At 62.6% G+C, this 20,163-nt stretch carries 21 protein-coding genes; 10 read left to right on the top strand and 11 right to left on the bottom strand.

Translation table 11 applies throughout. From position 1 onward, the window contains the following. Positions 1–101: 101 nt before the first annotated feature. On the bottom strand, positions 102–881 hold the full coding sequence (locus tag AC1RNN_RS02875) for a DODA-type extradiol aromatic ring-opening family dioxygenase (protein WP_493086142.1): 780 nt from the start codon (positions 879–881) through the stop codon (positions 102–104). Positions 882–1,026: 145 nt separating this feature from the next. Here AC1RNN_RS02875 and AC1RNN_RS02870 point away from each other — a divergent pair, with 145 nt between their 5' ends. Further along, positions 1,027–2,112: a calcium:cation antiporter gene (locus AC1RNN_RS02870; protein ID WP_493086144.1), complete on the top strand. Its 1,086-nt coding sequence runs from the start codon at positions 1,027–1,029 to the stop codon at positions 2,110–2,112. 18 nt (positions 2,113–2,130) lie between these two features. Then, positions 2,131–3,030, top strand: coding sequence for a LysR family transcriptional regulator (locus AC1RNN_RS02865; RefSeq protein WP_493086145.1), 900 nt, complete (start codon positions 2,131–2,133; stop codon positions 3,028–3,030). Here AC1RNN_RS02865 and AC1RNN_RS02860 read toward each other — a convergent pair. Next, entirely contained in the window at positions 3,027–3,641 is a 615-nt protein-coding gene (locus tag AC1RNN_RS02860) for an NUDIX domain-containing protein (protein WP_493086147.1), read from the bottom strand. The genes AC1RNN_RS02865 and AC1RNN_RS02860 overlap by 4 nt on opposite strands. A gap of 64 nt (positions 3,642–3,705) precedes the next feature. Between AC1RNN_RS02860 and AC1RNN_RS02855 the strand changes: the two genes are divergently transcribed. Further along, positions 3,706–4,464, top strand: coding sequence for a DeoR/GlpR family DNA-binding transcription regulator (locus AC1RNN_RS02855; RefSeq protein WP_493086148.1), 759 nt, complete (start codon positions 3,706–3,708; stop codon positions 4,462–4,464). 107 nt (positions 4,465–4,571) lie between these two features. On the opposite strand, the gene aroQ is transcribed toward AC1RNN_RS02855, so the two are convergent. Genes aroQ through aroC form a run of 3 tightly spaced genes read right to left on the bottom strand, consistent with a single transcriptional unit; the run spans position 4,572 to position 7,363 of the window. Continuing rightward, positions 4,572–5,018: a type II 3-dehydroquinate dehydratase gene (gene aroQ, locus AC1RNN_RS02850; RefSeq protein ID WP_493086149.1), complete on the bottom strand. Its 447-nt coding sequence runs from the start codon at positions 5,016–5,018 to the stop codon at positions 4,572–4,574. Between the two features lie 21 nt (positions 5,019–5,039). Beyond that, the gene (locus AC1RNN_RS02845) at positions 5,040–6,272 is read right to left on the bottom strand and encodes an MFS transporter (RefSeq protein ID WP_493086150.1); all 1,233 of its coding nucleotides are present in this window, start codon (positions 6,270–6,272) and stop codon (positions 5,040–5,042) included. Beyond that, the gene (gene aroC / locus AC1RNN_RS02840; protein ID WP_493086151.1) at positions 6,269–7,363 is read right to left on the bottom strand and encodes a chorismate synthase; all 1,095 of its coding nucleotides are present in this window, start codon (positions 7,361–7,363) and stop codon (positions 6,269–6,271) included. The genes AC1RNN_RS02845 and aroC overlap by 4 nt, the downstream gene beginning before the upstream one ends. A gap of 124 nt (positions 7,364–7,487) precedes the next feature. Here aroC and AC1RNN_RS02835 point away from each other — a divergent pair, with 124 nt between their 5' ends. After that, complete coding sequence (locus AC1RNN_RS02835; RefSeq protein WP_493086153.1) at positions 7,488–7,910, top strand: cupin domain-containing protein; 423 nt, start codon at positions 7,488–7,490, stop codon at positions 7,908–7,910. 3 nt (positions 7,911–7,913) lie between these two features. Here the strand turns inward: AC1RNN_RS02835 and AC1RNN_RS02830 are convergent, their stop codons facing one another. Then, positions 7,914–8,573, bottom strand: coding sequence for a glutathione S-transferase (locus tag AC1RNN_RS02830; RefSeq protein WP_493086155.1), 660 nt, complete (start codon positions 8,571–8,573; stop codon positions 7,914–7,916). Between the two features lie 122 nt (positions 8,574–8,695). Here AC1RNN_RS02830 and AC1RNN_RS02825 point away from each other — a divergent pair, with 122 nt between their 5' ends. After that, the gene (locus AC1RNN_RS02825; RefSeq protein WP_493086157.1) at positions 8,696–9,907 is read left to right on the top strand and encodes a polyhydroxyalkanoate depolymerase; all 1,212 of its coding nucleotides are present in this window, start codon (positions 8,696–8,698) and stop codon (positions 9,905–9,907) included. Here the strand turns inward: AC1RNN_RS02825 and AC1RNN_RS02820 are convergent. Continuing rightward, on the bottom strand, positions 9,904–10,371 hold the full coding sequence (locus AC1RNN_RS02820; RefSeq protein WP_493086159.1) for a CBS domain-containing protein: 468 nt from the start codon (positions 10,369–10,371) through the stop codon (positions 9,904–9,906). The genes AC1RNN_RS02825 and AC1RNN_RS02820 overlap by 4 nt on opposite strands. A 102-nt stretch (positions 10,372–10,473) precedes the next feature. Here AC1RNN_RS02820 and AC1RNN_RS02815 point away from each other — a divergent pair, with 102 nt between their 5' ends. From AC1RNN_RS02815 to AC1RNN_RS02805, 3 genes are all read left to right on the top strand, one after another. After that, positions 10,474–11,784 carry an O-acetylhomoserine aminocarboxypropyltransferase gene (locus tag AC1RNN_RS02815; RefSeq protein ID WP_493086161.1) on the top strand — a complete coding sequence of 437 codons (1,311 nt, stop codon included), beginning with the start codon at positions 10,474–10,476 and terminating at the stop codon, positions 11,782–11,784. Next, positions 11,781–12,602, top strand: coding sequence for an alpha/beta fold hydrolase (locus AC1RNN_RS02810; protein WP_493086163.1), 822 nt, complete (start codon positions 11,781–11,783; stop codon positions 12,600–12,602). Before AC1RNN_RS02815 ends, AC1RNN_RS02810 begins: the two co-directional genes overlap by 4 nt. Positions 12,603–12,669: 67 nt before the next feature. After that, a complete protein-coding gene (locus tag AC1RNN_RS02805) occupies positions 12,670–13,014 on the top strand; it encodes an Mpo1-like protein (protein ID WP_493086165.1) in 345 nt (114 codons plus the stop codon). 151 nt (positions 13,015–13,165) lie between these two features. Here AC1RNN_RS02805 and AC1RNN_RS02800 read toward each other — a convergent pair whose 3' ends face one another. From AC1RNN_RS02800 to AC1RNN_RS02790, 3 genes are all read right to left on the bottom strand, one after another. Beyond that, positions 13,166–14,086: an AraC family transcriptional regulator gene (locus tag AC1RNN_RS02800; RefSeq protein WP_493086167.1), complete on the bottom strand. Its 921-nt coding sequence runs from the start codon at positions 14,084–14,086 to the stop codon at positions 13,166–13,168. Positions 14,087–14,156: 70 nt separating this feature from the next. Further along, entirely contained in the window at positions 14,157–15,089 is a 933-nt protein-coding gene (locus tag AC1RNN_RS02795) for a patatin-like phospholipase family protein (RefSeq protein WP_493086169.1), read from the bottom strand. Between the two features lie 14 nt (positions 15,090–15,103). Further along, a complete protein-coding gene (locus AC1RNN_RS02790; protein WP_493086171.1) occupies positions 15,104–15,853 on the bottom strand; it encodes an SDR family oxidoreductase in 750 nt (249 codons plus the stop codon). Positions 15,854–16,208: 355 nt separating this feature from the next. Between AC1RNN_RS02790 and AC1RNN_RS02785 the strand changes: the two genes are divergently transcribed. Both AC1RNN_RS02785 and AC1RNN_RS02780 read left to right on the top strand, forming a co-directional pair. Continuing rightward, a complete protein-coding gene (locus AC1RNN_RS02785; RefSeq protein WP_493086173.1) occupies positions 16,209–17,363 on the top strand; it encodes a GGDEF domain-containing protein in 1,155 nt (384 codons plus the stop codon). Positions 17,364–17,367: 4 nt separating this feature from the next. Beyond that, entirely contained in the window at positions 17,368–18,507 is a 1,140-nt protein-coding gene (locus AC1RNN_RS02780) for a GGDEF domain-containing protein (protein WP_493086175.1), read from the top strand. Positions 18,508–18,737: 230 nt separating this feature from the next. Here AC1RNN_RS02780 and AC1RNN_RS02775 read toward each other — a convergent pair whose 3' ends face one another. Beyond that, on the bottom strand, positions 18,738–20,138 hold the full coding sequence (locus tag AC1RNN_RS02775) for an efflux transporter outer membrane subunit (RefSeq protein WP_493086177.1): 1,401 nt from the start codon (positions 20,136–20,138) through the stop codon (positions 18,738–18,740). Positions 20,139–20,163 lie beyond the last annotated feature (25 nt).

The raw sequence follows: 20,163 nt of genomic DNA, 5'->3' as shown, positions 1-20,163 counted from the left end.
CAGCGCAGGGCTGCTCACAAGTGGTCAGGCCTCCATTGTCGCCAAAAAACCTCCAATAATCGAAATAATCGAAAATAAAACGCTATTTTTCGATTTTTCCGTTATTGCAAAGTAAAGCTATCCATGGCCAGCATGCTGTACATCACCTCGCGACTCAGGTAGTCCGGCCGCGCCTCCTTGCCCGCCGCGCCCAGCGCAAAGAACAGGGGCAGGAAGTGGTCTTCCGTCGGGTGGGCGCGGCTGGCATGTGGCGCCAGGCTGCGGTACTGGAACAGGGATTCCAGATCGCCCGCACTGAGGCGCGCCTCGATCCAGCGGCTGAACTCGGTCACGTAGGGCGCCACGGCGCGTTCCCCGCCAAAGAACTCGGAAAGGTTGTGCGTCATGGAGCCGGAGCCCATGACCAGCACGCCCTGCTCGCGCAGGCCCGCCAGGGCGGCACCCATGGCATACACCTCGCGCGGCCCCCAGCCCAGCGGCAACGCGACCTGCACCACGGGCACCTGGGCCTGCGGCAGCATGTGCATCAGCGGCACCCAGGTGCCGTGGTCCAGCGGGCGGGTGTCATCCGCCTTGGCGGTGATGCCGGCCGCCTGCAGCAGGCCCATTACTTCCTGCCCCAAAGCCGGGTTGCCCGGTGCCGGGTACTGCAAGGCATAAAGCGCAGGCGGAAAGCCGCCGAAGTCGTGCCAGGTCTCGGGCTGGGCCGTGGTCATGACGGCTGGGCTGCGCGCCATCCAGTGCGGGGACATGATGACGATGCCGCGCAGCGCTGTGGGCAGCGTGGTGCCCCAGGCTTGCAGGGCCGGGCCGGTTGTGCCGGGCTCCACCGCAAACAAGGGCGCACCATGGGAAACAAAAAGGCTGGGCAAGGATGTCATGGCTAATTTCTCAAGGGTGAATCACAATGGCTTCACTGTAAAAGCCCACAATTCAAAGATAAATAAGGAAGACATTGATTCAATGTCTCTGTTTTGTTGACAATAGGCCCCTAAGCCCTTGTTCATTGACTTCAGAAAGCTGCCCATGGCCCAACACGCTCCCCTGCCCCTCTGGTCCGTTGCCTGGCCCCTGGCGGGTTGGGCCTTGCTGGGCGCCAGCCTGCTAGGTCCCACTGGCGGCTGGTGGGTGCTGCTGCTGGCAGCCACACTGGTGGGTACCGTGCTCTCCGCCGTGCACCATGCGGAGGTGGTGGCGCACAAGGTGGGCGAGCCCTACGGTACGCTGGTGCTGGCGCTGGCCATCACCGTCATTGAGGTGGCGCTCATCGTTTCCATGATGCTGGCCGGCGGCCCCGAGACCACGGCACTGGCGCGCGACACCGTGTTTGCCGCCGTCATGCTCATCCTCAACGGCATCGTGGGCATGTGCCTGCTGGTGGGCGGCAGCCGCTACCGGGAGCAGACCTTTGGCCAGCTCGGTGTGAGCGCCTCGCTGACCACGCTGGCCGCCATTGCGGTGCTGACGCTGGTGCTGCCGAACTACACCACCACCACGCCCGGCCCCATGTACAGCCCCAGCCAGCTGGCCTTTGTGGCCGTGGTTTCGCTGGTGCTCTATGGCACCTTTGTGCTGGTGCAGGCGGTGCGCCACCGCGACTACTTTTTACCCCCCGAGGCCAAGGCCGACGAAGACGCCCATGCCGCGCCGCCGCAAGGCAAGCTGGCGGCTGCCAGCGCGGGCCTGCTGCTGCTGGCGCTGGTGGCCGTGGTGCTGTTGGCGAAGGCCCTGGCCCCTACCATCGAAGGCGCAGTCGCCAGCGCCGGCGCGCCCAAGGCGGTAGTCGGGATCATCATCGCCATGGTCGTGCTGTTGCCCGAAGGGCTGGCCGCCTTCCGCGCGGCGCGCGCCAACCGCCTGCAGACCAGCCTAAACCTGGCGCTGGGTTCGGCCCTGGCCAGCATCGGCCTGACCATCCCGGCCGTGGCCATCGTGTCGCTCGCCACCGGCTGGACGCTGACGCTGGGCCTGGACATCAAAGCCAGCGTGCTGTTGCTGCTCTCCTTGTTCGTGAGCACGCTGTCGCTCAGTACCGGGCGAACCACCGTGCTGCAGGGCACGGTGCACCTGGTGCTGCTGGCGACTTATCTGTTCACCACCGTCGTGCCCTGACGCACAAGGCCTGCCGCCATGGACCAGTTCCGACAGATGCAGGCCTTTGTGGCTGTGGTGCAGGCCGGCAGCTTTGTGCAGGCGGCGCAGCGGCTCGACACCTCCAAGGCCGTGGTCTCCCGCCTGGTGCTGGAGCTGGAAGCCAGCCTGGGCACCCGCCTGCTCAACCGCACCACACGCCGCCTTTCGCTGACCGACGCGGGCAGCGACTATGTGGAGCGCTGCCGCCAGATCCTCGAAGACCTGGGTGATGCCAATGCCGCGGTGAGCGCAGGCGCGGGCGTGGCCAGTGGCCGGCTCAAGATCAACGCGCCGCTGACCTTTGGCAATCTGCATCTGGCGCCGTTGTGGGGTGAATTCCTGAAACTGCACCCGCAGGTGGAGCTGGACATCACGCTCACCGACCGCGTGGTCGACCTGGTCGACGAAGGCTATGACATGGCCGTGCGCATTGCGCTCATGGCCAACTCCTCTCTGGTCTCGCGCACGCTGGCGCAGGATGAGGTTGTGATGTGCGCATCACCAGCCTATCTGCGCAAGGCCCCGCCCATCCAGACGCTGGACGATGTGGCCCAACACAGTGTCATGGCCTATTCCTGGTGGTCGGGCGGTGATGTCTGGACCTTGCAGGACGCCCAGGGCCAGGCGCACAGCGTGCACACTCACCCGCGCCTGCGCGCCAACAGCGGCGACACCTGCCGCGCTACGGCACTGGCCGATCAGGGCCTGATCTTCCAGCCCGGCTTTCTGGTCGGTGCCGACCTGCGCACCGGCCGACTGGTGCGCGTGCTGCCCGAGCTGCGCGGCCCCACACTGGGCGTGCATGCGGTCTACCCCAGCCGCAAGCACCTGCCGGGCAAGGTGCGCGCCATGGTGGACTTTCTGGCGCAGGCCTTCGCCACGCCGGCCTGGCACTAGCCCAAGCTTTCCAGCCCCGTCAGCGCTGCGTGCTGCAGCAGCATGATGGTCTTGCCATCCTCGATGGCACCACTCCGCACCATGGCCAGCGCCTGCGCCAGCGGGAGTTCCAGCACCTCAATGTCCTCCCCCTCCTGCGCCAGACCACCGCCTTCCCCGGTCTGCTGGTGCGGCTCGTAGTGCGCGACGAAGAAGTGCAGCTTCTCGGTCACCGAGCCAGGGCTCATGTACGCCGCAAACAGCTTACGCGGGGATTCGATGCGAAAGCCCGTCTCCTCTTCCACCTCACGCCGTATGCAGGCCTCCGGGTCATCGCCATCGAGTAAACCGGCGCAGGCCTCGATCAGCATTCCGTCCGCGCAGCCATTCACAAAGGCCGGCAAGCGGAACTGGCGCGTGAGGATGACTGTGCCGCGCTCGGCGTTGAACAGCAACAGCACCGCTCCATTGCCACGGTCATAGGTTTCGCGGCTCAGGCGCTGCCAGCTGCCGTCGCGGCGCTGGAAGTCGAAAGTGGTTTTCTTCAGCGTGTACCAGTTGTCCGAAAGCAGCTCGCTCCCGACGATGCGCACCGCCGGTGCAGCGGCGAGCTGTAAATCTGCTGTGCTCATGTTTACTTCCCGAATATGCAATATCGTGCATTATCAAGTAATTTCATGCAATTACAATGCCCCGATGCTGACCACCCAACGCAAGCAACTGATCCTCTCGCGCCTCGCCGCAGAAGGACAAATCCTGGCCAAGACACTCGCCACCGAACTGGGCACCTCGGAAGACACCATCCGGCGTGACCTGCGCGAACTGGCACAGGAAGGCAAGCTGCTACGCGTGCACGGCGGCGCCCTGCCCGCCTCCGCCGCAGTGGCCGACCTGAACACGCGCAGCGCCGTATCCCCCGCCGACAAGGTGGCGTTGGGCCGCGCCGGGGCCGCCATGGTCAAGCCCGGGCAACTGGTGCTGCTGGACGGCGGTACCACCGCCCTGCAGGTGGCACGCCACCTGGCGCCAGACCTGCGCGCCACCATCGTCACCCACAGCCCCACGGTGGCCGTGGCACTGGCGCAACACGCCCACGTGGACATCATCATGCTAGGCGGGCGGCTGTACCGCCACTCCATGGTCAACATGGGCACTGCGGTCATGGAAGCCGCGGCACGCTACCGCGCCGACCTGTTTTTCATGGGCGTGACCGGCGTGCACCCGGAAGCGGGCTTGAGCACGGGAGACGGGGAAGAAGCGGATGTGAAACGCGCGCTGAGTGCGCGCGCTGCGGAGACCGTGGTGCTGGCATCCAGTGAGAAGCTGATGGCAGCGTCTGCCTTTGTGATTGCACCAGTGACCACACTGGCGGCGCTGGTGGTGCCAGCAGGAACGGCTGCGGCAACCGTGCGCGGGTTTCGGAACCTGGGGGTTTCGGTGCTCACGGCGCCGTAGAAAGATCCACGATTTAGCGCTTCAGCGCGCGTCAGACACTATTGTTTTTATAGCTTCTCGCGCATATTTCATGGGGGCTGGAGGCCTGAAAGGCCTGCAACCCACCCTTATTGCATGCCAGCCAGCGCAGCTACTGCCAAGGGGTAACCGTTCACCCCAAAACCCGCCATCACCGCCTTGGCCGCAGGCGAGATGTAGGAGTGGTGGCGGAAGGCTTCGCGGGCGTGCACATTGCTGATGTGCAGCTCGATCAGCGTGATGCCGGTGCCCTTGATGGCGTCATGCAGCGCGACGCTGGTGTGGGTGTAGGCGCCGGCGTTCAGGATCACGCCCGCCAGCTCACCCTTGGCGTGCAGGCGACCGGCTTCCTGCAGCCAGTCCACCAGCGTGCCTTCGTGGTTGCTTTGGCGGAAGTCGAGCTTGAAGCCCTGTTCCAGGCAGGCGCGCTCGCACAGCACCTGCACATCGGCCAGCGTGGCCGAGCCGTAGACCTGGGGCTCGCGGGTACCCAGCAGGTTGAGGTTGGGGCCGTTCAGGATGAAAGCGGTTTTCATGGGTATGTCCTTGTCAAAAAACTATCCGGCTTCGGGGCTTGCAACATGATCACCCACAGCATGCAGGCGCCAGACCTGCCAGGCGCAGGCCATGGCCAGCACCGCCATGGCAGAGGTGCCCCAGAACACGCTGGCCAGCCCCAGGTGCTGGCTCAACTGCCCGCCCAGCAGACCACCGAGCACGCCGGGAATGCCGTAACCGATGATGATGTACAGCGCCTGCCCACGGCCGCGCAGGCTACCAGGGAAATGCTGTGACACCAGCGCGATACAGGTGCTGTGGTGGGCGGCAAAAGTCAGTGCGTGAAAGGCCTGCGCAATCACCAGCACCCACAGCGTGGAAGCCAGCGAGGCTGTTACGCCCATGCGCGCAATCATGACGCCCGCGCACAGCACCAGCCAGCCCGGCAGACTCAGGCGCGGCATCCAGCGGCTCTGGGTGAAGAACCAGCCAATCTCCACCGTGACCGATACGGCCCACAGCAGCCCGATCATGGTCTTGCTGTAACCCAGCGAGTCCATATAGAGCGAGAAGAAGGTGTAGATGCCCATGTGGGAGAGCACGTGGAAGAAGGCCGAGGCAAAGAACCAGCGCACCGCCGGCTGTGCCAGCACGGGGCCTATGGGGGCAGACTCACGCGCCGCGCTTGCGTGGTGGGCTTCCTTCACGTCCGGCAGGCGGTGGGTAAACACCACCAGCACCACGAGGCTGATGGTCACGATCAGCGGAAAACTACCCATGCCCACACGCTCGAACAGCGCACCCGCACCCAATACGGCCAGCATGAAACCCAGCGAGCCCCACAGGCGCACCCGGCCATAGAGTTTGGTATCAAACACCCCGCCCTGGCTCACCACCTGCGCCACTGCGGCCTCCGTCATGGGCATCATGCCGCTGGTCTGCGCAAACATCACCAGCATCACCACTGCCAGCCAAGCCACACCACCACCAGGAAACCAGAGCCCGGCGGAGGCGATCAGTGCGATCAGGGAACCCCAGCGCAGCAACCTGGCACGTTCACCGGTACGGTCGCTGAGCGCGCCCCAGGCATAGGGCGCAAACATGCGCGTGGCGGCCTGGATGGAGGTGAGCACGCTGATGATGGCGATGCTCAGGCCCAGGCTCTTGAGCCACAGCGGCAGAAACGGCGTGAAGAAGCCCGCATGCGTGCTGTAGGCCGCCGTCAACGCGGCGTAGGGCAGGATGTTGCGGCGCCCGCTGACCGGGGCCGCGGCTTGCGCCGCAGCGCTCACACGCTGCTTGAGATAGGTGTGAGCGCGGGCACCACGTCCCCGCACTGCGCACGGTGGCGCAAGGCATGGTCCATCACCACCAGGGCCAGCATGGCCTCGGCAATGGGGGTAGCACGAATGCCCACGCAAGGGTCGTGGCGGCCCTTGGTGATGACTTCGGTGGGGTTGCCCTCCACATCAATCGAGGCGCGCGGCGTGATGATGGAGCTGGTGGGCTTGATGGCAATGCTCACCTCCAGGTCTTGCCCGGTGGTGATGCCACCCAGCACGCCGCCGGCGTTATTGCTGGCAAAACCGTTAGGGGTCAGGCTGTCGCCATGCGTCGTGCCGCGCTGGGCCACGCTGGCAAAGCCGGCGCCAATTTCCACGCCTTTCACGGCGTTGATACCCATCATGGCGTAGGCAATGTCGGCGTCCATCTTGTCAAACAGCGGCTCACCCAGCCCCACGGGCACGTTGGTCGCGGTCACGCGCACCTTGGCGCCGCAGGAGTCTCCCGCCTTGCGCAGCGCGTCCATATAGTCCTCCAGGGCCTGCACGTCGGCCACTGGGGCGAAGAAGGGGTTGTTAGGCACGTGGTCCCAGCTCTCGAAGGCAATCGGCAGCTCGCCAACTTGGGTCATGCAGCCGCGGAACTCGGTACCAAACTTTTCCTTGAGCCACTTCTTGGCCACCGCGCCAGCTGCCACCATGGGGGCGGTCAAGCGGGCGCTGGAGCGGCCACCGCCACGTGGGTCGCGGATGCCGTATTTCTGGAAGTAGCTGTAGTCGGCGTGGCCGGGGCGGAAGCTCTGCAGTATGTTGCCGTAGTCCTTGCTGCGCTGGTCGGTGTTCTGGATCAGCAGCGCAATCGGCGTGCCCGTGGTCTTGCCTTCATACACGCCACTGAGGATTTGCACCGCATCGGGCTCGTTGCGCTGCGTCACATGGCGGCTGGTGCCAGGGCGACGACGGTCCAGGTCGATCTGGATGTCGGCTTCGGACAGCTCCATGCCGGGGGGACAGCCGTCAATGATGCAGCCAATGGCCGGGCCGTGGGATTCACCAAAGTTGGTGACGGTGAAGGTGTGTCCGAAGGTGTTGCCGCTCATGGAACCAGATTATCCCAGACGGGCACGGCCCACTCTGTGCCCGGGTGGTAACTGGAATGGTTTATGCATGATGCTGCAGCGCACCATTTCAGTGTGAACCGCCCGTTTTGAACAGGAGTGAGCCATGCTAGACCGCACCAGCACGCAGTTTTCCCACGTCAAGCCCACTGACACCGAATTTGTCTCCGGCGGACTGCGCGATTTTTTCTTGTACCGCGACCTCGGCGTGGCCGAGGCCACGCACGGCAAGGTGATTGCACACCTTGTCAAGGCCAACATGGCACCAGAAACAGGCACCGGCTGGCACCGTCATGAGGCGGACTTCCAGATCGTGATCATGACCAAGGGCTGGGCCAAGTTCATGTACGAGGATAAGGAAACCCTGGTCCAGGCCGGCGACGTGGTGCACCAACGGCCAGGCATACGCCACTTTCTGTTCGACTACTCACCCGACATGGAGTACCTGGAAATCGTCTCGCCAGCGGACTTCAAGTCCATTGATGTAGACCCGGTCTGCGCCGTACCGGCGCCTACACCCTGGAAATAGTTGTCAGAATTCAGCGTCGAGCTCGTCGATTTCCTCGGGCTCGGCCTTCGCAGCGGCAATCCACTCCTGCATGGCAGGCAGCGCTAGGATGCGTTTGCAATAGGCGGCCGCCTCCTTGTCAATGGCGACGTCGTAGGTCATGAAACGCGTCACCACCGGCGCGTACATGGCGTCGGCCAGGCAGGGCTGTTTGCCAAAAAGGTAGGGGCCACCATAGTGCTGCAGGCAGTCCTTCCAGATGGCGAGCACACGATCGATATCGGCCTGGGCGCGCGACCAGACCTTGAACTTGGGAAAATGCGCCTTGATGTTCATGGGCAGCGAGCCGCGCATGGACGCAAAGCCAGAATGCATCTCGCCACACACCGCGCGGCAGTGGGCGCGGGCTTTGACGTCGGCTGGCAGCAACTGGGCCTTGGGCTTGATCTCGTTGAGGTACTCGCCAATCGCCAGCGTGTCCCAGACGGTGACGCCGTTGTGCTGCAGAAAAGGCACCAGCATGCTGCTGGAGAGCAGCAGCATTTCGGCCCGCATGGCCGGATCTTCCGGGGAGATCACCTTTTCAGTGAAGTCCAGCCCCGCCAGCTTGGCCATCAACCAACCGCGCAGCGCCCAGGCGCCGTAGTTTTTGCTGCTAATGGTCAAAACCGCTTTGGTGGCCATGGAAGGTGCTCCTGCAGGGGACGTAAGAGCCGCAACGCTGCAAGCCTTGTGCCAACAAGCCTGGCCCGTAACTTGCCTGCATTAGTCCATCCGGCCACAAGCCGCCCCACTGCAGGACCACCATGCTGTACCAGGCCTACCAAACCCAGTCCGACCTGAGCTCCCCGCTGCGCCTGATCGCGCAAAGTCTGGGCGCCTCCCTGTGGATGAACCAGACCGAAGGCAGCATGTTGCGCAAGATGGCCGCTGGCATGGAGGTGTTCTCACGCATGCGCCTGACCCACACGCGCCCGGCCTACGGCATCCACAGCGTCACGGTGGGCGCACAAGAGGTGCCTGTCACTGAGGAAGCAGTGCTGAGCCTGCCCTTTGGCACGCTGCTGCACTTTCGCAAGGAAGGAGGCGAGCCGCAGCCGCGCGTGCTGCTCGTGGCGCCGCTCTCGGGCCACTTTGCCACCCTGTTGCGCGAAACCGCGCGCACCCTGCTGCAAGACCATGACGTGTACATCACCGACTGGCACAACGCCCGCGACGTGGCGCTGCGTCACGGCCCCTTCGGGCTGGACGACTACATCGACCACATGATCCGCTTCACCCAGACCATTGGGCTTGGCACGCATGTGATGGCGGTCTGCCAGCCCTGCGTGGCGGCGCTGGCGGCCACGGCCATCATGGCCGAGGATGACGACCCAGCCCAGCCCCGCAGCCTCACACTCATGGCTGGGCCGGTGGACTGCCGCGTCAACCCCACCGAAGTGAACAAGCTGGCTACCAGCAAACCGATCGACTGGTTTGAGAAAAACCTCATCAGCCATGTGCCGCTGCCGCATGCGGGCTACATGCGTCGCGTGTATCCGGGCTTTGTACAGCTCAGCGCCTTTCTTAGCATGAACCTGGACCGGCACAAGCAATCCTTCAAGGATCTGTACGAACACCTGGTCAACGGTGAGCTGGAAAAAGCGAACGTGATCCGCGTGTTCTACGACGAGTACCTGGCGGTGAACGACCTGCCCGCCGAGTTCTACCTGGAGACCGTGGAGAAGGTGTTTCAGACCTACGACCTGCCGCTGGGCAAGCTGCAGTACCGGGGCCGCACCGTAAATCCGGCCGCCATCCGCCGCACCGCGCTGATGACGGTGGAAGGCGAACGCGACGATATCTGTTCAGTCGGCCAGACGGTAGCTGCGCAAGACCTCTGCAGCAGCGTACGCCCCTATAGAAAAACACACCATGTGCAAACCGGTGTGGGGCACTATGGTGTGTTCAGCGGGCGCAAGTGGAACCAGCAGATCTACCCGCGGGTGCGGGACATGATCCACTCTAGCGAAGGCTAAGTGTTCTCAGCCTCGGGCTTCTCGTTTTCGCCTTCGGGCCAATCGCGGATGTAGGCCTTGAGCATCTTGTTCTCGAAGTTCTGGCTGTCCACCACGGCGCGGGCCACGTCGTAGAAGCTGATCACGCCCATGAGCATGCGATTGTCGATGACGGGCATGTAGCGCGCGTGGCGGTCCAGCATCATGCGGCGCACCTCGTCCATTTCGGTTTCCATGGTGCAGGTCAGCGGGCCGGGGTCCATGGCACGGTAGACGGTGGTGGTGCCAAAGCTGCCACCGTTCTTGACCACGGCCTGGATCACTTCGCGGAAGGTCAGCATGCCCACCACCAACCCGTGGGAAATCACGACCAGTGAGCCAATGTCCTTTTCGGCCATGAGCTGGGCGGCATCGGCCAGAGTGTCTTCCGGCGTGGTGGTGAAAAGCGTACCGCCTTTAACGCGCAGGATATCGCTGACTTTCATGGGGACTTCCTCGTGACACTGGGGTTGAAACTGAACATCAAATATAGCCCACAATGCCGCAGTTTCATCCCGATTACCAAGTGACTTTCACCGGAGAACCCCATGCCTGGTTACGCTGACCCCGGCTTTGACACCCTGGCCCTGCACGCCGGTGCCGCGCCCGACCCCACCACGGGCGCCCGTGCGGTGCCCATCCACCTCACCACCTCGTTTGTGTTCGAGTCCAGCGAGCATGCGCAGTCGCTGTTCAATCTGGAGCGCGCGGGCCATGTCTACAGCCGCATCAGCAACCCCACCAACGCGGTGTTCGAGCAGCGCATGGCCGCGCTGGAAGGTGGCATAGGTGCCATTGCCACGGCCAGCGGCCAGGCCGCGCTGCACCTGGCCGTGGCCACGCTCATGGGCGCGGGCGGCCACATCGTCGCCAGCACCGCGCTCTACGGCGGATCGCAAAACCTGCTGCACTACACGCTGCGCCGCTTCGGCATCGACACCACCTTTGTGAAACCCGGCGATGTGGATGGCTGGCGCGCCGCCGTGCGGCCCAACACGCGCCTTTTCTTTGGCGAGACCGTGGGCAACCCCGGACTGGACGTGCTGGACACGCCCACCATCGCGCAGATTGCGCACGAGGCCGGCGTACCGCTGCTGGTGGACTCCACCCTCACCTCGCCTTGGCTGGTGCAGCCGCTCTCGCAAGGTGCCGATCTGGTTTACCACTCGGCCACCAAGTTCCTCAGCGGCCACGGCACCGTCATTGGCGGCGTGGTGGTGGACAGCGGCAGCTTTGATTGGGCACGCGCGTTTGAGACCAGTGGCAAGTTTGCCGAGCTGGCCGCGCCCTATGAGGGCTTTCACAACATGAATTTCAGCGAGGAAAGCACCGTGGGTGCCTTCCTGCTGCGCGCGCGGCGCGAGGGCCTGCGCGACTTTGGCGCCTGCATGAGCCCGCACACGGCTTGGCTGATCCTGCAAGGCATCGAAACCCTGAGCCTGCGCATGGAGCGCCACATGCGCAACACCGAAAAAGTAGTGCAATTTTTGGCCAGCCAGCCGTTTGTGGGCCGCGTGGGCCACCCACTGCTGGAGAGCCACCCTAGCCATGCGCTGGCGCAAAAACTCTTGCCCAAAGGCGCGGGTTCGGTGTTCAGCTTTGACCTGAAGGGCAACCGCGAGCAAGGCAAGAAGTTCATCGAAACCCTGAAGGTGTTCAGCCACCTGGCCAATGTGGGGGACTGCCGCAGCCTGGTGATCCACCCGGCCAGCACCACCCACTTCCGCATGACCGACGAGGCCCTGGCCGGCGCAGGCATCACCCAGGGCACCATTCGCCTGTCCATCGGGTTGGAAGACGCAGACGACCTGATTGACGACCTCAAGCGTGCCCTCAAGGCGGCGGAGAAAGCAGCATGAACGTCACCGTCAACGGCACCACCGCCTACTGCTACACCGGTGGCAAGCCCTTCGATGCCGCCAAGCCCACCGTCGTCTTTATCCACGGCGTGCTCAACGACCACAGCGTGTGGATTCTGCAGAGCCGCTACCTGGCCCACCACGGCTACAACGTGCTGGCCGTGGACCTGCCCGGCCACTGCCGTAGCGGCGGTGAGGCGCCCGACACCGTGGAGCAGGCCGCAGACTTCATCGTCGCGTTGCTGGATGCAGCGGGCATAGAAAAAGCTGCACTGGTGGGCCATAGCTGGGGCTCGCTAATCGCGCTGGAGGCCGCCTCGCGTTTGAAGGAACGCGCCACCCACCTGATCCTGGTGGGCACGGCCTATCCCATGAAGGTGTCGCCCGCACTGCTGGAGAGTTCGCTGAACGAACCCGAGAAGGCGCTGACCATGATCAATGTGTTCTCGCGCAGCACGCTGGCGGCCCCTCCCTCCGCATTGGGGCCGGGCACCTGGGTCTTTGGCAGCGGCATGGCGCTGGGCCGGCGTGTGCTGGCCAGCAACCCGGCAGTCAATGTGTTCCACCGCGGCTTTGCCGCCTGCGACCGCTACGCCCATGGTGAAGAGGCCATGGCGCAGGTGCAGTGCCCCGTGCTGTTTGTGTTGGGCGCACAGGACCAGATGACCACGCCCAAGGCCGCGCAGACCCTGCTGACCGCCGCACGCCAGCGGCCGACCCGTACCGAGCTGCAAACCCTGCCCGTGGGCCACCACCAGATGACGGAGGCGCCGGAGCAGACCCTGTCCGCCATGCGACAGTTTCTGGCAAGGCCCTAGGGCAAACGCGCTTGCCAGCGCGGGTCCACAGCCTGACCATGGCGCATTCCCCATCAGGAGAGTGTCCATGAACGCCAGCAACCCTGCCTCCGCGCCGGCCACCGTTGACCCGCGCAGCTTCCACAGCTTCGCGGAGTTCTACCCCTTCTACCTGGGCGAACATAGCAACCGCACCTGCCGACGCCTGCACTTTGTGGGCTCCACGCTCACGCTGGTGTGCCTGGCCATGCTGCTAGCCACCGGCAAGCCGCAGTACCTGCTCTACGGCCTGCTCTGCGGCTACGGTTTTGCCTGGGTGGGCCACTTCGGCTTCGAGAAGAACAAGCCCGCCAGCTTCAAGCGTCCGCTCTACAGCTTCATGGGCGACTGGTGCATGTACAAAGACCTATGGACGGGGAAGATCCGATTTTGAGACGGTAGCCTGAGCAGGCTTGAAACCGAGAAGCGCTATCTATTTAGTAGCTGCTCGCGGATATTTCATGAGGGCCAATTGACTTTTTCTTCAAAGCGTGCGCAGCTGCTTCAGCGATTGGCGAACAAGATTCACTTGGGACCAGGATAAGTCATTGGAAAGTGGCTGCTGTCAGGTCACGATGTAAGGCGTAGCGACTCGGCGATTGCCCGACATGGCGGCTGAAGGCCACGCTGAATGTGCTGGTGGACCCGTAGCCCACGCGCTCGGCCACGGCAGATACACCCAGTCCCTCCCTACGCAGCAGGTCCTTGGCAATTTCCATACGCCACGAAAGCAGGTACTCCATCGGTGCGACACCGACTGCCCTGGTAAAGCGGTCGAAGAAAGCAGACCTGGATAGCGCCGCGGCATGCGCGAGCTCACCCACCGTCCACCCATGGTCCACCCGGGCATGCAGCTGTTTCAGGGCGGGTGCCAGCCGTACGTCCCCCAAGCCGCGCAACAGCCCGGGTGGTGCGCTGCCTGTGGTGGTAGAGCGCATTGCTTCCACCAGCATCATCCCAATGAGCCGCGAGAGCATGAATTCACAGCCCGGTTTCTGGCCCATGTACTCCTCGCCCAACATCTGCACCAGCTGCGCCAAGCGAGGCGAGTTTTGAACATGCACCACCCCGGGCAGCAAGGAGACCAGCAGCTTGGGGTCCGCGTTGTCGAACAAGAAGGCTCCGCCCAGTGAACGCATGTCAGCTTGGCCACCTTGCGCACCGTAGCGTTTCTCTTCCGCGCCGGCCGGCATGGTCTTCGGATCAATGTGCACGCAGGGGGCAGGATTGGCGCTTGAGATCGTGAAGGCCGGCGTGCTCGGCAGCAGCACGAAGTCGCCCGCGCAGATGGTGATGGGCTCATGACCGTCTACCGCAAGGAGGCAGTTGCCTTCCAGCATGATGCAAAAACTGGGCTGGCCGTACTCGGAATACCGAATGGCCCAGTCTCCCTTGCCACTGATGGGGTTGGCAAACACGGCATGGGGCTGCAGCAGCCTGACGACTTCGGTCAATGGGTCGCTCATCGTGGTGTCCGGTCGTTTGCTGAACAAAAAATCACTCTATCACGCAGGAAAACCGGGATGGCGCTTTAGGTTAGTACGCACCGAGTTGTGCCGACTTCATGCCCGCAAGTGCCTTTACCGTAGCCTTGTACCCAGCCGCGATAGCCTGCTCCTGATCGTCTTTGGCAGACATGCCAGGCACACTGACAGGCGGTGCAATGAGGATGTCGGCCTCAGCCATTTCCGGCGCAGCCACCGCGCAGCTCTGCACGCGCGTGACGCGCAGCAGAATCGACGGCACTGCCAGGCCGTTGCTGGCAGGGCCTGTGCAGTAGATGTCCACGGCGATCACGAAATCTGCGCCCATAGCGCGTGCGAACCGCACTGGAACAAGGCTGCTGATACCGCCATCCACCAAATGGCCATTTTTGTACGCAATGGGAACCGTGGGCCCTGGTACCGCTGCGGAAGCCTGCACGGCGATGCCAGCCTGCCCCCGGTCCAACAGCATCGCTTGGCCGCTGTCCAGGTCAGTGGCCACGGCGGCAAACCGTCGTGGAAACTTTTCTATGGGCACGTTGGAGGTCATGGTATTGACCCAACTCGCAATGTTGTCGCCGCGCATGAGTCCGCTTTTGCTGAATGTGAAGTCGATCAATGAAGAGAGCTTCACTTCACGTGCAATGGACTCAATCTGCCGAACCGGTATGCCGCTGGCATAGGCCGCACCGACCACCGCGCCTGCCGAGGTACCCACCACGATATCGGGTTCTATGCCCGCTTCGTCAAGGGCACGAAGCACACCCAGATGTGCAAAGCCGCGCAAACCGCCGCCACCCAGTACGAGGGAGATACTGGGCTTGCCCGTTGCCACTGGCTTGCGGGACACACTGCGCTGGACGTCTGCAAGGGTGCGAGGCGCCAGGTCGGCGTGTGTGGCGCTGCCGGCACAGCCAGCCAGACCCAACGGTGTCAGCAGAGCCAAGCAGACGGCGCGCAGGTGCAGGGTGTTGAAGCGGTTCATGGCGGCCTCTGTACTTATTTACGCTGGGCGTTGGCAAGCGCGATGGCGTCTGCGCCAGCGGCAAAATGCAGCCGTGGCGATGTGTCGTGCGCGGCCTCCCAAACGACTTTCGCCACATCTTGTGCCGTGGTGACCGGGCCCGGCTTGGCGAATGCAGCAAAGATGGACGCCGCAAACGATTGGTATGCCGCAGGAATGAGGCCCTGCATGCGGTCACCGCCGTTTTCGGTGAAGCGGGTGCCGGGGCCGTAGCCCGGCTCGACCAGCTTGATCCGGATATTGAAGGCGGCGAGCTCGTGCGCCACGGAGCCAGTGAGCCCATCGATCGCCGTTTTGCTGGCGGTGTACGCACTTGCCAAAGGGAACGATGCCAGCGTGGTGCTTGATGTCACATTCACGATGGCACCAGCCTGGCGTTGCCGGAACTGGGGAATGACTGCCTGCATCATGGCGATGACGCCAAAGGTGTTGGTCTCGAACAGCTCGCGGACCGTCGACAGGGGCGTGGCCTCCAGTGCGCCCATGGCGCCGATGCCGGCGTTATTGACCAGCAGGTCGATCGGGCCGGTGGCCTGTACCGTTGCGGCAATGCTCTCGGCTTGTGTGACATCGAGTGCCAGGACGTGCATGCGGTCCGATGCGGGCAAGATGCCTGCTTGTGGCTTGCGCATGGTGGCAATGACGTTCCAGCCCTTGGCGTGGAAATGCAAGGCGGTTTGCAGGCCGTAGCCAGACGAGGCGCCGGTGATGAGGACAGTTTTCATGGAAATTCCAGTAGGTTGGTTGCGATGGGGTGAACGATACGCAGACCAAACCGGATGCAATACGCCCTAAAGTCCATAAAGTTTTAGCCAAAGTCCTTTTGAAGTGAACTATTCAAAGCTGTCATTGAACGTCTGGGATGGTGAAGACAGCAGGAGCCACCGATGCATCAGTCAGTCTTGCATTTCGGCCAGGCTGCATCGGCACCACATAGGGCGCGGGGGGAGTGACACCAGTTCAAGGCATTTCACAATCAACTTCTAGAATCGGTTGCATCAGACCCACCGGCCGGATTCACCCCATTCAAACTTTGCAGCACACAAGACCAACCTGCCCAGCAGGGGTCAACACGACGACATGGCGTTTGAAATTGAATTACCGACGGTCTTGCTGCTCAATACCACTGGCCTGATCATCGGCGCGCTGGTATTCCTGCATGTGCGCCATCAATCCGAGAAACCAATGGGCTTGGGTCTGCTGGCGCTGAGCTTTGCCTGCTTGGCGGGAGGCAGCACGATCGCGAGCCTGACGGACCACCTTCCCGCAAATCTTGGGCTGTGGCCCCATCTCAGCCTGCTGCTGGGCACGTTGGGCTACACCCTGTTATGGACCGGCTTCAACGCACTGGCCGGCACGATGGACTGGCACCAGAGTCGGTGGACGCTGCTTCTGCCGGCGGTCATTGCGTTGCTAGGTCTGGCAACCGGTTTTCCACTGGATAACCAGGTCAGAGCCACTGTTTTTCACAGCTACGCGATCGCAGCGCTGTTGTCGGCCGCGCACGCCATTCAGCGACAAAGCCGCGCAGAACCCTTGCCGACGCGCCCCCTGCTGGCGTGCAGCCTAGTGCTTAGCGCGGCCATCTATCTGCTGAACCTGGTCAACCTGCACCAGGACACAGACACTGTGCGCAAGGTAGCCAATGCTTTCTTTTTCGGAATCATTTGTCACTTTGCAATCAGCCTCCTGACCATCGCGCTGGTTAACGACAGGGCCCAGCGCCACCTGCGGCTGATTGCCGACACCGATCCCCTGACCGGTGTTGGCAACCGTCGCGGCTTTCTTGCCCAATTGCCCTCGCTTCCTCCGCCGAACGCTGCAGTGGTACTGATTGATCTCGACCATTTCAAACGCATTAACGACGAATTCGGCCATGCTGGGGGCGATACTGTTCTCGTCGCCAGTGCGCAGTTGGTGCAAGCCGAGGCCCCAACCGACGCAGTTTTTGCGCGCTTTGGTGGTGAGGAATTCGTCCTCTACCTGCCAGATGTTCAGCGTAAAGAGGCAGTGGAGACCGCAGAACGCTTGCGCCTGCGCATCACCGAGCTGGAATGTGCGCATGAGGGCCAGCGCATCACCGTGACGGCCAGCATGGGTGTGGCAATAACGCCAGAAACAGGCTGCACCTGGCAGGCTTTGTTGCAAAACGCCGACCAAGCAATGTATGCCGCTAAAGCGGCTGGACGCAATGGCGTGCAGTTGCATGGCAACGCGCAAACCGCAAAGGCCTAGGTAGATGGCGGCAAACATTCACCTCCCCACGGTTTTGTTCCTGCACCAGATATCCTTCGTCCTGGGTGCTCTGGTATTTGTGCAATTGCGCAGGCAATCCTTCGGCACACGTGGCATTGGCATGCTGGCGTTAGCCTTCGTCTTCCTGGCGGGCGGATATACCTTCACGCCGACTGGCACACACCCTGGCCAGATCCAGTTGCCAGCACCAATCCGTCCACACATCAGCCTCCTCTGCGCTACTCTGGGGTACACCCTACTGTGGGCCGGATTCTCCGAGCTTGCCGGGCGCTGGCGATGGCGACAGACGCGCTGGCTACTGATACTGCCTTTGGGTCTGGCATTAACAGGGCTGGCCACGGGCTTCCCGTATGAGGCAAAAATGCGTGGACTCGTCTATTACGCATACGCCACCATGGGCTTGGCTCTCACAGCCTACAAGGTGCAGCGCAATGCACGCGTCGAGTACCTGCCTTCGCGCAAGCCACTGGCCTTTTGCATATTGTTGGGTGCGCTTTTCTTTGCCGTGCGTCTCGCCAGCCTGCTGAACGGTAGTGATTTGCTATTCAGCGTGGCAGACGTATTCTTTCTGGAAATACTGAGCAATTTCGGGATCGCCCTACTCACTGTCACGCTGGTAAACGAACGCGCACAGCGGCGGCTGCAGCGCCAGGCTCAGACCGATCCGCTCACGGGGATAGGCAACCGGCGCTGGTTCTTGTCGGAGTTGCCCCGACACCCTGGACCGCGGGCAGCCTTGGTACTCATCGACCTGGACCACTTCAAAAGCATCAACGACCGCCACGGTCACGCCATGGGCGATGAAGTCTTGGTGACCTGCGCGCAATACATCCAGGGCATGCTGCGTGAGCACGACGTTTTTGCGCGCTACGGTGGCGAGGAATTTGCACTTTTACTGCCCGAAACCTCTGCACCAGAAGCACTGGCGGTGGCAAACCGACTCCGCCGGGGCGTTGAAACACTGGAATGCAAAGACCAAGGCCAGGCCATCCCTGTCACCGCAAGCTTGGGGCTGGCCATGGCCTCGGAGCTGGACGCAGACTGGCAAACCGTGCTGCTGCGGGCCGACGCGGCCCTGTATGCAGCTAAAGCGGGAGGGCGCAATAAGGTCGTGGTCGCTTGAGGCGCCTATTTCGCGCTGCAACCCATGGTGCGCGCAAACGTCTCGTTCTCGATTTTTTCGTTGACTTGATAGCTGAGGTCTAAAGGGGAGTCGCATCCAAAAGATGCAGCGCAAACACACCAGCCAATAGTGAAGAATGCGAGCCGGTCCGCTTCAAAAGCCGGCGACGGCATTAGGTTAAAAAAGTCACGGACTTGTTGTCCCCTGGCTGGTCAGTCACGTGTTGAGCCCTAAACCCACCCCCCACCCATAGCCCGTATCAGGCCGACAGTCGCCATGTATTGCGCCGCTTTCACCTGTAAAGCCTGCCGGCGGTTGCGCAATTCACTGCGTTGCGCATCCAGCAGATCGAGCTGGCTGGTAAGGCCATTGCGATAGCGGGAGCCAGAAAGCAAAGTGGCTCGACTGCTGGATGCGACCGAGCGAGATTGGGCATCGAACTGGTCCGCCAGCAGACGCAGCGTCGCGAGTTGGTCTTCGACATCTCGGAAGGCTACAAGTACTTGCTCACGGTAGTTTGAGAGTGCGATGGTCAGGTCTGCATTGGCGCCCTGCACGACGGCCTTGCGTTTACCACCGTCGAAGATGGGTAACGATAGCAGCGCTCCCACTCCCCAGGCTTGGGTAGAGAGTTTGAAAAGGTCCTGGATTTCGGGCGACGCGGAGCCAGCGTTGGCCGTTAACGAGAATGTCGGAAACCATGCCGCCTCGGCCACACCTACCCGGGCTTGCGCGGCCTCAAGGCCTTTTTGTGCGGCGACAATATCGGGCCTGCGCGTCAGCACAGTGCTGGGTACGCCAGCAGGTATCTCGGGCAAGGCGCTAGACCAGGTGGTAGGCGCGAGCTCAAAACTCGACGCGACTTCTCCTACCAGTACGGCAAGCGCATGTTCGAGAACTGCGCGACGCTGGTCCAGCGTCAGTGCCTCGGATTCTGTTGATGCGGCTTCGCTACGCACGCGGGCGAGGTCCAGTTCGGACACATCCCCCTCCTTGAAGCGCACTTCCGTCAGGCGCACAGTGTTTTGGTAGGCCTGCAAGGTGCTGCGTACCAACTCACGTTCGGTATCCAGCGCACGCAGGCTCAGGTAGGTCTGCGCAACGTCGGCCTGGACCAACAGCTGCGTGCTACGCAGCAGTGCCTCACGCGAAGCCGCGTCCAGCGACGCGGCATTCGCGCTACCTGAGAGTTTGCCTAATAAATCCACCTCGTACGACAGATTGGCTCCAACGCTCACTGCGGTCTGCGGCAGGTTTTTCGTCGTTAAGTCGCTTTGACGGGTGGCCCCAACGCCAACACCAATTTGCGGTGAGCGATTGGAATCCACTTGGCCCGCTAGCGCCCGCGCCTGCGACAGCCTCCCTGCGGCCACTTGAATGCTGCTGTTGTTGCCGTTGGCCTTGGCGATCAAGCCGTCGAGCACCGGATCGGCAAAGACCAGCCACCACTGCCCCTCAACTTGAGGGGTAGCCCTGGTGGTCGTCACCACACTAGCGCTTTCCTTGAAAGCAGCAGGTGCGGCAAGCACTCTCGATGTATCGACTTTGGCAGAACTTGCGCAACCGGCCAGAACCAAGGACATGGCAAGCGGTGCCAGCGACGTGCGCAATTTTTTGTAGGTGTGGGTCATAAGGAACTCTTTTGGCTTTCAATTC

The organism is Rhodoferax sp. GW822-FHT02D07, assembly GCF_058802405.1.
This window is presented reverse-complemented; position numbering and strand designations above follow the sequence as displayed.

What these genes read in the sequence shown, in the direction of transcription:
- AC1RNN_RS02830 (WP_493086155.1), bottom strand. Translation starts at nt 8,573, where the DNA reads ATGGCCACCAAAGCGGTTTTGACCATTAGCAGCAAAAACTACGGCGCC.
- AC1RNN_RS02805 (WP_493086165.1), top strand. Translation starts at nt 12,670, where the DNA reads ATGAACGCCAGCAACCCTGCCTCCGCGCCGGCCACCGTTGACCCGCGC.
- AC1RNN_RS02810 (WP_493086163.1), top strand. Translation starts at nt 11,781, where the DNA reads ATGAACGTCACCGTCAACGGCACCACCGCCTACTGCTACACCGGTGGC.
- AC1RNN_RS02815 (WP_493086161.1), top strand. Translation starts at nt 10,474, where the DNA reads ATGCCTGGTTACGCTGACCCCGGCTTTGACACCCTGGCCCTGCACGCC.
- AC1RNN_RS02875 (WP_493086142.1), bottom strand. Translation starts at nt 881, where the DNA reads ATGACATCCTTGCCCAGCCTTTTTGTTTCCCATGGTGCGCCCTTGTTT.
- AC1RNN_RS02835 (WP_493086153.1), top strand. Translation starts at nt 7,488, where the DNA reads ATGCTAGACCGCACCAGCACGCAGTTTTCCCACGTCAAGCCCACTGAC.
- AC1RNN_RS02790 (WP_493086171.1), bottom strand. Translation starts at nt 15,853, where the DNA reads ATGAAAACTGTCCTCATCACCGGCGCCTCGTCTGGCTACGGCCTGCAA.
- AC1RNN_RS02795 (WP_493086169.1), bottom strand. Translation starts at nt 15,089, where the DNA reads ATGAACCGCTTCAACACCCTGCACCTGCGCGCCGTCTGCTTGGCTCTG.
- AC1RNN_RS02775 (WP_493086177.1), bottom strand. Translation starts at nt 20,138, where the DNA reads ATGACCCACACCTACAAAAAATTGCGCACGTCGCTGGCACCGCTTGCC.
- AC1RNN_RS02870 (WP_493086144.1), top strand. Translation starts at nt 1,027, where the DNA reads ATGGCCCAACACGCTCCCCTGCCCCTCTGGTCCGTTGCCTGGCCCCTG.
- AC1RNN_RS02865 (WP_493086145.1), top strand. Translation starts at nt 2,131, where the DNA reads ATGGACCAGTTCCGACAGATGCAGGCCTTTGTGGCTGTGGTGCAGGCC.
- AC1RNN_RS02785 (WP_493086173.1), top strand. Translation starts at nt 16,209, where the DNA reads ATGGCGTTTGAAATTGAATTACCGACGGTCTTGCTGCTCAATACCACT.
- AC1RNN_RS02780 (WP_493086175.1), top strand. Translation starts at nt 17,368, where the DNA reads ATGGCGGCAAACATTCACCTCCCCACGGTTTTGTTCCTGCACCAGATA.
- AC1RNN_RS02855 (WP_493086148.1), top strand. Translation starts at nt 3,706, where the DNA reads ATGCTGACCACCCAACGCAAGCAACTGATCCTCTCGCGCCTCGCCGCA.
- AC1RNN_RS02800 (WP_493086167.1), bottom strand. Translation starts at nt 14,086, where the DNA reads ATGAGCGACCCATTGACCGAAGTCGTCAGGCTGCTGCAGCCCCATGCC.
- AC1RNN_RS02860 (WP_493086147.1), bottom strand. Translation starts at nt 3,641, where the DNA reads ATGAGCACAGCAGATTTACAGCTCGCCGCTGCACCGGCGGTGCGCATC.
- aroQ (WP_493086149.1), bottom strand. Translation starts at nt 5,018, where the DNA reads ATGAAAACCGCTTTCATCCTGAACGGCCCCAACCTCAACCTGCTGGGT.
- AC1RNN_RS02820 (WP_493086159.1), bottom strand. Translation starts at nt 10,371, where the DNA reads ATGAAAGTCAGCGATATCCTGCGCGTTAAAGGCGGTACGCTTTTCACC.
- AC1RNN_RS02825 (WP_493086157.1), top strand. Translation starts at nt 8,696, where the DNA reads ATGCTGTACCAGGCCTACCAAACCCAGTCCGACCTGAGCTCCCCGCTG.
- aroC (WP_493086151.1), bottom strand. Translation starts at nt 7,363, where the DNA reads ATGAGCGGCAACACCTTCGGACACACCTTCACCGTCACCAACTTTGGT.